We start from the raw sequence: 13,073 nt of genomic DNA on the forward strand, positions 1-13,073 counted from the left end.
TGATATGAGGCGAAATCGCCCCTCCCCTTCAGGGGAGGGGACGGGGGTGGGGCGCTTCCGCAAGCGCTGCGCCTGACGAAATGCCCCACCCCAACCCCTCCCCTGAAGGGGAGGGGCTCGCCTGAATCAGTCCATTGCCGTTACGCTGCAAAGAGTCAGGCGATCTCGCGACCGGCCTTCCACAGGCGCAGCGCGCGGCCCTGCACAGGAAAGCCGTCGAAGGGCGTATTTCCCGCCGAGGCGAAGGCGTCGCCCGACACCATCCATGGTTTGTCGGCATCGAACAGCATCAGGTCGGCGGGCTTGCCCGGCTCCAATGTGCCGGTGTCGAGGCCCAATATCCTGGCCGGATTGGCCGCGAGCAGCGTGAACAGCCGGGGCAGGGTGATCCGCTCGTCGCGGACCAGCATCAGCGCGAGCGGCAGCAGCGTCTCCGCCCCCGCCATGCCCGCTTCGGCATCGACGAACGGCAGGCGCTTGGACTCGGGGCCGTGCGGGTCATGGCCCGAACCGATCACATCGACCGTCCCGTCCGCGACCGCCGCCAGCGCCGCCTTCCGGTCGCTCTCGTCGCGCAAGGGCGGCGAGAGACGGGCAAAGGTGCGGAAATCGGTGATCGCGATATCGGACAGGTGGAGATGCGCAGGGGTGATGCCGCAGGTCACCTTCACGCCGCGCCGCTTGGCCGCGCGGACCAAGTCGAAGCCCGCCGCCGTCGTCACCTGCCGGATGTGGAGCTTCGCGCCCGTTTCTTCGGCGAGCATCAGGTCGCGCGCGATGGCCAGCGACTCGGCGATGGCGGGCGCAGACGGAAGGCCGAGGCGGCTTGCCGTCTCGCCCTCGGTGGCGACCGCATCAGCGGCGAGGCCACCGTCTTCGGCGTGCGCGATGACCGTCAGCCCTAGATCGCCCGCATAGGCGAGGACCCGGTGCATGACGCCCGAATCGGCGATCCAGCCGCGCCCGGTGCCGACCGCCTTCGCGCCCGCCGAGACGCAGACCGCCATTTCCGCCAGGTCGGTCCCCGCCAGCGAGCGGGTCGCCGCCGCGATTGGGTGAATCCACAGGTCTGGTCGTCCGATCAGCGCGGCGCGCTGCACCACGCCGGGGTCGTCGAGCACCGGCGACTGGTCGGGCATCAGGCCGATGCGCACGATCCCGCCCGCGCGGCACGCGGCACGATCGACCTTGAACACGCCCAGATCGACGATGCCGGGGGCAAGCAGCCTGCCGCCGCAGTCGATGACGGTCGCGCCTTCGGGCGCGCTTCCGGTGCCGGTGATGACACCATTCTCGACCAGCAGGGTCTGGCCACGAATCTCACCGCCGATCGGGCAGATCAGCGTCGCGTTGGTGAAAGCGGTGACGCTCATGCCCAGCCCTCCAGCTTGCGGGCGCGGCGGGTGAGGACGTCCAGGCACGCCATGCGCACCGCGACGCCCATCGCCACCTGCTCGGTGATCGCCGATTGCGGGCCGTCCGCCACTTCCGAGTCGATCTCGACACCGCGGTTCATCGGGCCGGGATGCATGACCAGCGCGCCCGGCTTGGCGCGCTTGAGGCGTTCGGGCGTCAGGCCGTAGCGCATCCGATATTCGCGGGTGGAGGGGATATAGCCCCCCGCCATCCGCTCATTCTGGACGCGCAGCATCATGACGACATCGGCATCCTCGATCGCTTCGTCAAAATCGGTGAAGGGGGTGACGAACATCCGCTCGATCCCTTTGGGCATCAGCGTCGAGGGCGCGCAGACCCGCACCTCGGCCGCCAGCGCGGTAAGGGCGAGAATGTCCGAACGCGCGACCCGGCTGTGCAATATGTCGCCGCAGATCACGACCTTCTGGCCTGCCACGCCGCCGCGACGGCGACGGATGGTCAGCATGTCGAGCAGCGCCTGCGTGGGATGCTCGTGCCGCCCGTCGCCCGCATTCAGCACCGGGCAGTCGACTTTGTCGGCGATCAGGCGGACCGCGCCGCTCGCCATATGGCGGATCACGATCACATCGGCGCGCATCGCGTTCAGCGTCATCGCCGTGTCGATCAGCGTCTCGCCCTTCTTCACGCTCGACTGCGCCGCGTGCATGTTGACCACGTCCGCGCCCAGGCGCTTGCCCGCGATCTCGAAGGACAGCAAAGTCCGGGTCGAGTTCTCGAAAAAGGCGTTGATTTGGGTGAGGCCCGCCAGCCGGGTATCCGGCGTGTCGGTCGCGCCGCGATCGAGCCAATGTTCCGCCTCGTCGAGCAGGAACATGATCTCATGCGGTTGAAGGCCGTCGATTCCGGTCAGATGCCGGTGCGGGAAAACGGCGCCACCCTGAATGAGCGTGCCGGGGCGATGATCCGAGGTCTGCATTAAAGCCGCCGGGTAGCGGGGGGCGGCGCGATGGGCAAGCGGGCTTATTGTCTCACGCCATCACCAGCGCATCGATCGCGGCCTGCAGGATATGCGCGGCGGCGAGGTTGTCGATGCGCTCGGCGCGCTTGGCGCGGCTCATATCCTGTTCGATCATCGTCCGTTCGACCGCGACCGTCGACCAGCGCTCGTCCCAGAGCAGGATCGGGCCGAGATCGGCGCAGTTGCGGGCAAAGGCGCGGGTCGATTGCGAACGCGGACTCTCGCTGCCGTCGAGGTTGAGTGGCAGTCCGACGACCAGACCTCGTACCCCCTGTTGCGCGATCATCGCGATCAGCGCTTCCTTGTCCTTGGTGAACTTGGTCCGTCGGATGAGGGTCGCGGGGCTGGCGAAGCTCCATCCGGCATCGCACAGCGCGGTGCCGACCGTCTTGGTGCCGACGTCCAGCCCGATCAGCCGCCCGCCCGAGGGGAGGGCGGCGCGAAACTCGCTGCGGTCGGTGGTGATCAGGCTCATCGAAAGGCTTTCAAACGGCGCTCCGCATCGGCGCGGACATTCGCCCAGAACAGGCTATAGTCATACACGTGATAGTTGTTGCCGGGCAGCACATAGGGGCCGACGCTCGGCCCTTCGCCGATGGTCAGGATGCCGCGCCCCTCGCATTTGGCGGGAACTTTGCCCGACACGATGGCGGCGGTCTTCAGGTCCGGCGAGGGATAGAGCGTGCCCAGATTGGCGGTGGCGGGCGCTTCCCCGCCAGGCGTGCCGGTCAGCGGATTGGTGCACAGCATCGCGGTGTCCTTCCGGGGCGCGCCGGTATAGCCATTGGTCTGGTCGAACACGCCCAGGATCAGCGACGGATCGGCGGGCTCGCCGAAGCTCTGCCAGCTGAGGATACAGCCCGTCTGATCGGGCTTCGCGCAGGCGGGCAGCCCCATGGCGGGCAGGTCCGCGGTTATCGAGATCGGCCAGCCCACGACATAGGCCGCGACGATCCTCCGCTTCAGGCTGGCATCCTTCGCCACCCGGTCGGTCAGCAGCCGCGACAGGTGCAGCGCGCCTTGGCTGTGTCCGGCGAGGATCAGCGGGCGGTTGGGATCGACCTGCGCCAGAAACGCGGTAAAGGCGGCGTCGACGTCCCTGTAGGCAAGGTCGAGCGCGCGTTCGGCATCCGCCATGCTGGTCAGGAATGCGCCGAAGGTCGCCTGGCGATAGCGCGGCGCCCAGATGTCCCCCGATCCATTGAAGGCGCTGGCCTGTCCGCGCAGGAACAGCTCGGCTCGGCCATTGGTCTCGGGATCGTCGAGCGGGGCGTTCCAGTGCGCCTTGCTGATATAGGAGGTCGGGTGGATGAAGAAGACCGCTGCACCCCGACCCGCCTGGCCGGGGGTATAGCCGGTCGGCACCCACAAGGCGGGGTTGCCCGGCAGGTCTGGCCGGGCCAGCCACATCTTGCTGTCGCGATATTCCTCCGCGCGCGTCGCCGCCTGGGTCTGGAACGACTCGGACGGTACGGTCGACCAGCGCAGCAACTGGTTGCCGAACAGCCGATAGGCAAAAGCCGCCGCGATCGTCAGCACGATGAGCGCCGCCACGACATAGAGGAATTTGCGTGCCAAATCATACTCCGTTGTGCGGTGCAGCAAAATCGAAAGGCCCGCAATTGCTATTCATGATGCCTCCACATGCCCCGGATGCAATCGCCGATACGGCAAAAGCGTTGCGTGAAGCCGCGCGGCGATGCTAGCCGCAAATCCATGTCCGTAGATACCGCAACCGTGAAGAAGATCGCGAGCCTAGCCCGCATCGCGATCACCGAGGAGGACGCGACGCGCCTCGCCCCCGAGCTTGGGAACATCCTGGGCTGGATCGAACAACTCGGCGAGGTCGACACCCAAGGGGTCGAGCCGATGACCGCGGTGATCCCGAACCAGCTTCGCCTGCGTGAAGACGTCGTCAATGACGGCGGCATCCGCGACCTCCTCATGCAGAATGCGCCGCAGGCCGAACACGGCTTCTTCACGGTGCCCAAGGTGATCGAATAATGACCGACCTAACGACGCTCGGCATCGCCGCCATTCGTGACGGCGTGCGCGACGGCCAGTTCAAGGCGCGCGAAGTCGCCGAGGCCTTCAACGCCAAGGTTGCCGCTGCCGACCAGCTCAACGCCTTTCTGGTCAAGACCCCCGACCATGCGCTCGCCGCCGCCGATGCGGCCGACGCCGCGCGCGCCGCCGGTGAGACGCTGAAGCCGCTCGCGGGCGTGCCGATCGGCATGAAGGACCTGTTCGCGACCAAGGGCGTCGCAACCACCGCCGCCAGCAAGATCCTCGAAGGCTTCGTGCCGCCATATGAGTCGACGGTTTCGCAGAATCTGTGGAATGCGGGCGCGGGGATGCTCGGCAAGCTGAACCTCGATCAGTTCGCCATGGGTTCGTCCAACGAAACCAGCGCGTTCGGCAATGTTATCTCGCCCTGGCGGCGGCCGAACGACACCGCACCGCTCGCCCCCGGCGGGTCGTCGGGCGGGTCGTCGACGGCGGTGTCGGCAGGCTTGGCGCCCGGCGCGACGGGTACCGACACCGGCGGCTCGATCCGCCAGCCCGCCGCCTTTACCGGCATTTCGGGCATCAAGCCGACCTATGGCCGCTGCTCGCGCTGGGGCACGATCGCCTTCGCCTCCTCGCTCGACCAGGCAGGGCCGATGGCGCGCGACGTGCGCGACTGCGCGATCATGCTGGAGGCGATGGCGGGCTTCGACGCCAAGGACGCGACCTCGCTGAAGCTCGACGTGCCCAACTGGGAAGCCGCGCTGTCGGTCGATCTGAAGGGCAAGAAGGTCGGCGTGCCGAAGGAATACCGGGTCGACGGTATGCCCGCCGAGATCGAGGCTTTGTGGCAGCAGGGCATTGTCTGGCTGCGCGATGCCGGGGCGGAGATCGTCGAGGTTTCGCTGCCGCACACCAAGTACGCGCTGCCCGCTTACTACATCATCGCGCCCGCCGAGGCGTCGTCCAACCTCGCCCGCTATGACGGCGTGCGTTACGGCCTGCGCGATCTGCCCGAGGGCGCGGGGTTGCAGGACATGTACGCCGCAACCCGCGCCGCCGGTTTCGGCGACGAGGTGAAGCGCCGCATCCTGATCGGTACCTATGTGCTGTCGGCAGGCTTCTACGACGCATACTACACTCAGGCGCAGAAGGTCCGCACGCTGATCGCCCGCGATTTCGAGCGCGCGTTCGAGCAATGCGACGTGCTGCTGACCCCGACCGCGCCGTCGGCGGCGTTCGCGCTGGGCGAGAAGCAGGCCGATCCGCTGGCCATGTATTTGAACGACGTGTTCACGGTGCCCGCCTCGCTGGCCGGGCTGCCCGCCATGTCGGTGCCGGGCGGTCTGGACAAGGACGGGCTGCCGCTCGGTCTCCAGATCATCGGCAAGCCGCTGGACGAGCAGGGCGTGCTGAACGCCAGCCTGGCGATCGAACAGCGGGCGGGCTTCACCGCGCGTCCGCAGGCCTGGTGGTAAGCGACCGCGCCTTTTCGGCCCGCAACATCGCCGTGTTGCGGGAGGCGCAGGGCGCCCTGAACGTCGCGTTCGGGGCGATCCTGAGCGCCTATGTCGGCGTGTCGCTCAGCCACATGGAAAGCCAGCCCTTCGACCATCACACGCTGGCACGCTTCTTCCTGGGTGTGGCGGGCTTCATCCTGTGCCTGTGCGTGGGCAACAGCGTGATCCTGCGTGGTGAGGTGCGGCTGGGTGTCCTGTTCCTGCTGTTGGGCGCGGGCGCGGCCTATATCGGGTTGCGCGAGGCGCGGCATCTCGGCTTCGAGACATCCGTCCTGCGCATCCTGTCGACCTGCTGGATCGTCGCCCTGCTGGGCAGCAACGCCGTCCTGACGGCGATCAACTATCTTCATCATCGAGATCGAACATGAGCGAATATCGCATCCAGGGCGCGACGGGGGAATGGGAGGTCGTGATCGGCCTGGAAGTCCATGCCCAGGTCACCACCAACGCCAAGCTGTTCTCCGGCGCAGCGACCGCGTTCGGGGCGGAGCCCAACACCCAGGTGTCGCTGGTCGACGCCGCAATGCCCGGCATGCTGCCCGTCCCCAACATGGAGTGCATCCGTCAGGCGGTGCGCACCGGCATGGCGATCGATGCGCAGATCAACAAATGGTCGCGTTTCGACCGCAAGAACTACTTCTACGCCGATCTGCCGCAGGGCTATCAGATCAGCCAGCTCTATCACCCGCTGGTGGGCGAGGGCGCGATCGAGATCGGCCTGGACGAGAAGAACCCCGACGGCCCGACCAAGCGGATCGGCGTCGAGCGTATCCATGTCGAGCAGGATGCGGGCAAGCTGATGCACGACCAGCATCCGACGCGCTCCTATGTCGACCTCAACCGCTCGGGCGTGGCGCTGATGGAAATCGTCAGTCGCCCGGATATGGCTTCGCCTGCCGAAGCAGGGGCTTATCTGCGTAAGCTGCGGGCGATCCTGCGCTATGTCGGCAGCTGCGACGGCAATATGGAAGAAGGCTCGATGCGCGCCGACGTGAACGTGTCGGTGCGCAGGGTGGGCGATGAACTCGGCACGCGCACCGAGACGAAGAACGTCAACTCGGTTCGCTTCGTCATGGCCGCGATCGAATATGAGGCTAAGCGTCAAGTCGCGGTGCTGGAGGATGGCGGCAAGATCGTCCAGGAAACACGGCTGTTCAACGTCGAGAGCGGCACGACGCGCTCGATGCGGTCGAAGGAAGATGCGCATGATTATCGCTACTTCCCCGATCCCGACCTGTTGCCGCTGGAACTGACCGACACCTTCCTCGAGGAGTGCCGTGCCAGCCTGCCCGAACTACCCGACGCCAAGCGTCGCCGCTACGAGGCGCTGGGCCTGACCCCGTATAATGCGGGTGTGCTGACCGCCGAGGTCGAAACGGCGCGCTGGTTCGACACGCTGCTGGACGCGCTGGAAGGTTCGCAGGCCAAGCCCGCGCAGGCGGCGAACTGGGTCGCGGCCGAGCTGTTCGGCGCGCTGAACCGGCTGGGCAAGGACATCACCGAGAGCCCGGTATCGCCTGCGCAGGCGGCCGAACTGCTGGCCTTGGTGGCGGACGGCACGCTGTCGGGCAGCCTGTCGAAGCAGGTGTTCGAGATCATGCTGGAGACGGGTGATGGTCCATCGAAGATCGTCGAGGAACGCGGCCTGAAGCAGACCAGCGACACCGGCGCGATCGAGGCGGTGATCGCGGAGGTTCTGGAGAAGAACCCCAACCAGCTGGGCCAGTACCGCGCAGGCAAGGAAGCGCTGTTTGGCTTCTTCGTCGGTCAGACGATGAAGGCGATGGGCGGCAAGGCGAACCCGGCCGTGGTGAATGACCTGCTGAAGAAGGCGCTGGCAGGGTGATCGCGTACTCCCCCTCCCGCAAGCGGGAGGGGTTGGGGGAGGGTAGGGAGCCTCGCAGAGGGCGTAGCTTGTGGCTTTCCCTCCCCCATCCCCTCCCGCCTGCGGGAGGGGCGTGCCCAGGGGCGGGCGGCTTGCGCTTTCATGAGCTGGGGGCTTATCGAGCGGCCTGGGGTTAATCTTTCACCCCTCACCCCAAGCGTCTTCCCTCCCGCAAGCGGGAGGGGCTTGGGGAGGGCAAAGGGGTCTCACCGAGCCCCCCTCAATTACTGCGCGTCCAAATCCTGGTTCCGCACCACGCCGCCGGTGCCACCGACACCATCATGCTCGCCGGTATCGGTAAACGTCACCGGCTCCTCACCGCCTTCGCCACGCTTGACCGCATCGGAGCGCGCCTCGACCGCCTGTTCGATGTCGCTGCGCGGGTCGTCGCGCGGTGGGCTGTCGGGGTTGTTCTCGGGCGCCTCGCTCGGCGGGCTATCGGGATGGTTTTCGGGGTTGGTCGCCATCATCGGCTCCTCTCAAATCTGCGGTGGCTGGGCGGTGCCGGGATCGCCGGGGCCGACGCCGGGGGCGGGCTGGTCGATGTCCGGGCCGGGCGGCACGATTTCGGGGGGCGGCGTATCGGGCTGGGCCGGTTGGGTCGGCTGCGGGCTTTCGGGCGGGGGCTGGGTGGCCATTCTCGCTCTCCGTAAATTGAGCCGTTTTTCCGGCTGGGGAGGGCATAAACGCACCGGACACGCCGATGTTGCCTGTTGTCCCTTGCCGAAGCCGCCCATGGTGATATAGACGCGCGCCCATCGGCGGTGTCCTCGTGCGGGCGTGGCGGAACTGGTAGACGCGCTGGATTTAGGTTCCAGTATCGTAAGATGTGGGGGTTCGAGTCCCTTCGCCCGCACCAGTCCCCGGTCAAGAACGGGGCGACAGCCACACGGAATTTCTCCAGATTGAAGGCCTTTAGATGCAGACTGTCGAGACGCTGAACGAGGGGCTGAAGCGCGCCTACACGCTCACCATCACTGCCAAGGACATCGAGGGTAAGGTCGATGCCGAGCTGAAGCGGATCGCTCCGCAGATGAAGATGCCCGGTTTCCGCCCCGGCAAGGTGCCCGCGAACCTGGTGCGCAAGATGCACGGCCCGGCGCTCCTCCAGGACGCGCTGAACACCGCGCTGCAGGAAGGCGTGCAGTCGCTGATCGCCGAGCAGAACCTGCGTCCCGCGATGCAGCCGCAGGTCGAGCTGGTCGGCGACTATGAAGAGGGCAAGGACGCCACGCTGAACGTCACGCTCGAGGTTCTGCCGACCGTTCCGACGCCTGCGATCGACGCGCTGAAGCTCGACCGCCTGACCGTGCCGGTCGCCGACGAGGCGGTGGACGAGCAGCTGCAGAAGTTCGCCGACCAGCAGAAGCGCTGGGACGATGCGGGCGACAAGGCCGCCGAGCAGGGCGACCAGGTCACCGTCGACTTCGTCGGCAAGACCGCCGATGGCGTCGCCTTCGAGGGCGGCTCGGGCGAGGACATGGCGGTCGAGATCGGCGGCGGTCGCCTGATCCCCGGTTTCGAGGACCAGCTGGTCGGCGTGAAGGCCGGTGAAGAGAAGCAGATCTCGGTCACCTTCCCCGAGGACTATCCCGCCAAGGACCTGGCCGGCCAGCCCGCGACCTTCGACCTGACGATCAAGTCGGTGAAGACCGCCGGCGAAGCCAAGATCGACGACGAGATGGCGAAGAATCTGGGCCTGGAGAGCCTGGAGCAGCTGCGCGGTCTGCTGAAGGGGCAGATCGAGCAGGAGCATAACGGCCTGACCCGCACGTACATGAAGCGCAAGCTGCTCGACCAGCTGGCCGATGGTCATGACTTCGAAGTGCCGCCGTCGATGGTCGAGGCTGAGTTCTCGCAGATCTGGGCGCAGCTCGAGCATGAAGCGACGCACGAGGAAGATCCCGAGGCCGCCAAGGCCGAGATGGAGAAGGAGCGCGACGATTATAAGAAGATCGCCGAGCGCCGCGTCCGTCTGGGCCTGCTCCTCTCGGAGATCGGCCAGGCCAATGGCGTCGAAGTGACCGCGCAGGAAATGAACCGCCTGATCGCCCAGGCCGCGCAGCAGTATGGCCCGGAAGATCGCCAGCGCTTCATCCAGTATGTCCAGCAGGAGCCGATGGCCGCCGCCCAGCTGCGCGCCCCGCTCTATGAGGACAAGGTCGTCGACTTCCTGTTCGGCAAGGCCGAGATCACCGATCGCGAAACCACCCGCGAGGAGCTGGAAGCCGCGATCGAGAGCGAAGACGGTTTCGCGACCGGCACCCACGTCCACAATCATGATCACGACCATGATCACGACCACGGTGCCAAGAAGTCGAAGGCGAAGGCCAAGAAGGCCGACGTGACCGAGGACGCCGCTTCGGACGAACCCGCCGCGGAGAAAAAGCCCGCCCGCGCCAAGAAGGCGGCGGCGCCTGCCGAGGGCGAAGCGGAAGTGACCGAGGAAGCTGCGCCCAAGAAGCCGCGCGCCAAGAAGGCCGCTGCTCCGGCGGAAGGCGAAGCGGACGCCGCCGACGCACCCGCGAAGAAGCCGCGCGCCAAGAAGGCTGCGCCGACCGAGTAAGAACGGTCTGAGCGGGCTTCGGCCCGCCAGCTGATGAAAAGGGCGGCCGCGCAAGCGGTCGCCCTTTTGTCGTTCAGGCCGTGCGCGTTTGCGGCGTGCGACGCCGAACAAAGGCGATGGCGAAATATGATGCGAGCAGCGGCAACAGCCATAGCACGCGGCTTTGGTAACGATCGTCGGGGCCGGACAGATCGCCGGTGATCGCTGCGTTGAGCAGGAGCGTCGCCACGACTAGCCCCGTCAGGCCCAGCAGCGGCCATTGTCGACGCCGCATCGCCCAGACCAGCATCAGGGGCAGCAGCAGGACGACCGCCACGGCGACCGCGACATCCGGTGCGAATTTCAACGGACCGAGCGCATTGCGCTGTTGCCGCGAATTTTCGAAGGCTTGGAAATCGCCGGGCAGCCGCGCCTTCAGAATGCGCGAAATCTGCATATCGGCCGTATAGGGTGGAAGGACGCCCTTGCGGACGGTTGATAATTGTTCGGCAAAGCCCTGCCACGCCAGCGTCGCGACACCGCCGGGATCGTCGTGCAGGACGGTGCGGATGATACGCCGCTGCTCGGCAATGACGCCCGCCCGATCGCGACGGAGCATCGTGCCGATCGGCGAGCGCTGGTCCCAGAGATAGGCCTGGCCCGGCTTGGCGATGGCGGGATCGTCGACCAGCGGCCGCACCGCGCAATGCGCCAGCGCCTGCCGTCGACAAAGCCGGGCCAGCGTCGGTTGCGCCACATGCCCGTCGAACAGTCGTGCCAATAGGAAGGTATCGGACGACAGAGCTGGCCTGAACTCATAACCCGCCACACGGTTCAGGCTGCTCAGGCCCAGGAGCGCTATCAGGATGGCCAGGGCGGCGGGTAACGAGCGCCGGACCGTCTCGCGCCGTGCGGTGCCGGTGAGCCGCATCGCGATGGCGGCGAGCACCAGCAGCCCCGCCGTCAGCAGCACATGGCTGAGATGCACGGCGATCAGCAGCGTCAGCACCGCGGCCAGTCCCGCGCGTTGCCACAGCGGCGTATCGGTGGGGCGGGCGAGCAGGGCGAACAGCACCAGCGGTATGAAGCCGGTGGCGAGGTCGGGCATGATCTGCCCGACGAACCAGGGGAGGCTGCTCGCTACGGCCAGAAAGGCACAGGTTGCCACCACATCCAAGGGACGCCGGCGCCCCCAACCGATCGACAGAGTCATCGCGATGATCAGGGCGCTGCCGATCGCCTGAACGGCAACAATTCCCCAGATGCCTATCAGCCAAAGCGGCAATCCGATTGCGAGGCCATAGATGGGCGGCCGATCGGTCGGATAATAGAGTTCGAGCGGTATCCGCAGATAGGTCCCCGAATCGGCGAAGACCAAGGGGAAGCCATTGGCGATCGCGACCCAGGACAGGATCAGCGAGCTGGCAGTGAGCACCGCAAGCTGCTGGCTTTTCAGGCGTGTCGAATCGCGCCCAGTAAGCATGGCTGTTCCCTTTAACATTTCCTGCGCCATGCTTCCCGCGAATTGATGTTAGGTGCAAATCGCCGACCTTGTTTGAATGACATGCTCTTGGGCCGTCCCGGGATCGGCCTGATGATCAAGCACCCACGGGCAAGGGGGTTGCGGAGCATCCCGGTGCCACCATAAGGCGCCGCGAGCGAGGGATTGGGGATCATCATGTCGGTTGCGGATTTGGGCGGCTTTGCAGACCGCCGCGTTGCGGTGCTGTTGCCCTGCTATAACGAGGAAGCGGCGATCGCGCAGACGATTGCGGGCTTTCGCGAGGCGCTGCCGACCGCGACCATCTATGTCTATGACAATAACAGCCGCGACCGCACGGTTGAGGTGGCACGCGCGGCGGGGGCGGTCGTCCGGTCGGAGCGTATTCAGGGCAAGGGCGCGGTGGTGCGGCGGATGTTTGCCGACATCGACGCCGACATCTATGTCATGGCGGATGGCGATGCGACCTACGACGCGGCCTCGGCACCGGCCCTTGTCGCCCGCATGGTCGAGGAACAGCTCGACATGGTGGTCGGCCAGCGGGTGAGCGAGGCCGAACTCGCCTATCGCCGCGGGCATCGCTTCGGCAACGCCATACTGACGGGGATGCTCGCCAAGCTGTTCGGGCGCAGCTTCACCGACATTCTATCGGGCTACCGCGTCTTCTCGCGCCGCTTCGTCAAGAGCTTCCCGGTTCTTTCGGTCGGCTTCGAGATCGAAACCGAGATCAGCGTCCATGCGCTTGAGCTCAAAATGCCCTGCGCCGAGATCACCACGCCCTATTATGCGCGGCCGGAGGGGTCGGCGTCCAAACTGTCCACCTATTCGGACGGCTGGCGCATCCTGCGCACCATCATGAAGCTGTACCGGATCGAGCGGCCCATGTGGTTTTTCGGCGCGGTGGCGGCCCTGTTCGCCGCGCTCGCCATATTGCTCGCCGTGCCGATCATCCTGACCTATCTGGATACGCATCAGGTGCCCCGTTTCCCGACCGCGATCCTGTCGACCGGACTGATGCTGCTCGCCGCGCTGAACATATTCACCGGGCTGATCCTCGATACCGTGGTACGCGGACGGCAAGAGGTGCGGCGGCTCGCCTATCTGGCGCTGCCCGCGCCCGGGAACCCCCGCTAATCGGATTTTCATCCCTGAACGCGATAAACGACCCAGGCGGCGCGTCGGTGCGCCGCCGGGGCTTGAATATGCGCGGTCATCACGCG

General features: G+C 66.4%; 13 protein-coding genes and 1 tRNA gene. 7 read left to right on the top strand and 7 right to left on the bottom strand.

What is annotated here, in order from left to right; all coding sequences use genetic code 11:
- Positions 1 to 155: 155 nt before the first annotated feature.
- The 4 genes from GGR45_RS04570 to GGR45_RS04585 are packed head-to-tail and all read right to left on the bottom strand — an operon-like array spanning position 156 to position 3,973.
- Complete coding sequence (locus tag GGR45_RS04570; RefSeq protein WP_175312953.1) at positions 156 to 1,373, bottom strand: dihydroorotase; 1,218 nt, start codon at positions 1,371 to 1,373, stop codon at positions 156 to 158.
- Complete coding sequence (locus GGR45_RS04575; protein WP_175312954.1) at positions 1,370 to 2,353, bottom strand: aspartate carbamoyltransferase catalytic subunit; 984 nt, start codon at positions 2,351 to 2,353, stop codon at positions 1,370 to 1,372. Before GGR45_RS04575 ends, GGR45_RS04570 begins: the two co-directional genes overlap by 4 nt.
- 52 nt (positions 2,354 to 2,405) lie before the next feature.
- Positions 2,406 to 2,870, bottom strand: coding sequence for a Holliday junction resolvase RuvX (gene ruvX / locus GGR45_RS04580; protein ID WP_175312955.1), 465 nt, complete (start codon positions 2,868 to 2,870; stop codon positions 2,406 to 2,408).
- Positions 2,867 to 3,973, bottom strand: coding sequence for a DUF3089 domain-containing protein (locus GGR45_RS04585; protein WP_175312956.1), 1,107 nt, complete (start codon positions 3,971 to 3,973; stop codon positions 2,867 to 2,869). Before GGR45_RS04585 ends, ruvX begins: the two co-directional genes overlap by 4 nt.
- Before the next feature lie 138 nt (positions 3,974 to 4,111).
- Between GGR45_RS04585 and gatC the strand changes: the two genes are divergently transcribed.
- The 4 genes from gatC to gatB are packed head-to-tail and all read left to right on the top strand — an operon-like array spanning position 4,112 to position 7,768.
- Entirely contained in the window at positions 4,112 to 4,399 is a 288-nt protein-coding gene (gene gatC, locus GGR45_RS04590) for an Asp-tRNA(Asn)/Glu-tRNA(Gln) amidotransferase subunit GatC (RefSeq protein WP_175313115.1), read from the top strand.
- Positions 4,399 to 5,880, top strand: coding sequence for an Asp-tRNA(Asn)/Glu-tRNA(Gln) amidotransferase subunit GatA (gene gatA / locus GGR45_RS04595; protein ID WP_175312957.1), 1,482 nt, complete (start codon positions 4,399 to 4,401; stop codon positions 5,878 to 5,880). The genes gatC and gatA overlap by 1 nt, the downstream gene beginning before the upstream one ends.
- Positions 5,874 to 6,290, top strand: a complete 417-nt coding sequence (locus GGR45_RS04600; protein WP_175312958.1) for a hypothetical protein — start codon at positions 5,874 to 5,876, stop codon at positions 6,288 to 6,290. Before gatA ends, GGR45_RS04600 begins: the two co-directional genes overlap by 7 nt.
- Complete coding sequence (gene gatB / locus GGR45_RS04605) at positions 6,287 to 7,768, top strand: Asp-tRNA(Asn)/Glu-tRNA(Gln) amidotransferase subunit GatB (protein ID WP_175312959.1); 1,482 nt, start codon at positions 6,287 to 6,289, stop codon at positions 7,766 to 7,768. The genes GGR45_RS04600 and gatB overlap by 4 nt, the downstream gene beginning before the upstream one ends.
- Positions 7,769 to 8,031: 263 nt before the next feature.
- Here the strand turns inward: gatB and GGR45_RS04610 are convergent, their stop codons facing one another.
- Complete coding sequence (locus GGR45_RS04610; RefSeq protein ID WP_175312960.1) at positions 8,032 to 8,277, bottom strand: hypothetical protein; 246 nt, start codon at positions 8,275 to 8,277, stop codon at positions 8,032 to 8,034.
- 9 nt (positions 8,278 to 8,286) lie between these two features.
- Positions 8,287 to 8,445 carry a hypothetical protein gene (locus GGR45_RS04615; RefSeq protein WP_167334720.1) on the bottom strand — a complete coding sequence of 53 codons (159 nt, stop codon included), beginning with the start codon at positions 8,443 to 8,445 and terminating at the stop codon, positions 8,287 to 8,289.
- A 136-nt stretch (positions 8,446 to 8,581) separates the two neighbouring features.
- Here GGR45_RS04615 and GGR45_RS04620 point away from each other — a divergent pair.
- Together GGR45_RS04620 and tig are read left to right on the top strand one after the other, a co-directional pair.
- Positions 8,582 to 8,666, top strand: a tRNA-Leu gene (locus GGR45_RS04620).
- Between the two features lie 60 nt (positions 8,667 to 8,726).
- The gene (tig, locus tag GGR45_RS04625; RefSeq protein WP_175312961.1) at positions 8,727 to 10,373 is read left to right on the top strand and encodes a trigger factor; all 1,647 of its coding nucleotides are present in this window, start codon (positions 8,727 to 8,729) and stop codon (positions 10,371 to 10,373) included.
- Between the two features lie 73 nt (positions 10,374 to 10,446).
- Here tig and GGR45_RS04630 read toward each other — a convergent pair whose 3' ends face one another.
- Positions 10,447 to 11,835, bottom strand: a complete 1,389-nt coding sequence (locus GGR45_RS04630; RefSeq protein WP_175312962.1) for a hypothetical protein — start codon at positions 11,833 to 11,835, stop codon at positions 10,447 to 10,449.
- A gap of 195 nt (positions 11,836 to 12,030) precedes the next feature.
- Between GGR45_RS04630 and GGR45_RS04635 the strand changes: the two genes are divergently transcribed.
- Positions 12,031 to 12,987, top strand: a complete 957-nt coding sequence (locus GGR45_RS04635) for a glycosyltransferase family 2 protein (RefSeq protein WP_175312963.1) — start codon at positions 12,031 to 12,033, stop codon at positions 12,985 to 12,987.
- Positions 12,988 to 13,073 lie beyond the last annotated feature (86 nt).

It is taken from the genome of Sphingomonas zeae (assembly GCF_014197135.1).
GTDB lineage: Bacteria > Pseudomonadota > Alphaproteobacteria > Sphingomonadales > Sphingomonadaceae > Sphingomonas > Sphingomonas zeae.

Excerpts from the sequence above, each read along its gene's own strand:
- gatB (WP_175312959.1), top strand. The coding sequence starts at position 6,287 with ATGAGCGAATATCGCATCCAGGGCGCGACGGGGGAATGGGAGGTCGTG.
- gatA (WP_175312957.1), top strand. The coding sequence starts at position 4,399 with ATGACCGACCTAACGACGCTCGGCATCGCCGCCATTCGTGACGGCGTG.
- GGR45_RS04575 (WP_175312954.1), bottom strand. The coding sequence starts at position 2,353 with ATGCAGACCTCGGATCATCGCCCCGGCACGCTCATTCAGGGTGGCGCC.
- ruvX (WP_175312955.1), bottom strand. The coding sequence starts at position 2,870 with ATGAGCCTGATCACCACCGACCGCAGCGAGTTTCGCGCCGCCCTCCCC.
- GGR45_RS04570 (WP_175312953.1), bottom strand. The coding sequence starts at position 1,373 with ATGAGCGTCACCGCTTTCACCAACGCGACGCTGATCTGCCCGATCGGC.
- GGR45_RS04635 (WP_175312963.1), top strand. The coding sequence starts at position 12,031 with ATGTCGGTTGCGGATTTGGGCGGCTTTGCAGACCGCCGCGTTGCGGTG.
- GGR45_RS04630 (WP_175312962.1), bottom strand. The coding sequence starts at position 11,835 with ATGCTTACTGGGCGCGATTCGACACGCCTGAAAAGCCAGCAGCTTGCG.
- GGR45_RS04615 (WP_167334720.1), bottom strand. The coding sequence starts at position 8,445 with ATGGCCACCCAGCCCCCGCCCGAAAGCCCGCAGCCGACCCAACCGGCC.
- GGR45_RS04610 (WP_175312960.1), bottom strand. The coding sequence starts at position 8,277 with ATGATGGCGACCAACCCCGAAAACCATCCCGATAGCCCGCCGAGCGAG.
- gatC (WP_175313115.1), top strand. The coding sequence starts at position 4,112 with ATGTCCGTAGATACCGCAACCGTGAAGAAGATCGCGAGCCTAGCCCGC.
- tig (WP_175312961.1), top strand. The coding sequence starts at position 8,727 with ATGCAGACTGTCGAGACGCTGAACGAGGGGCTGAAGCGCGCCTACACG.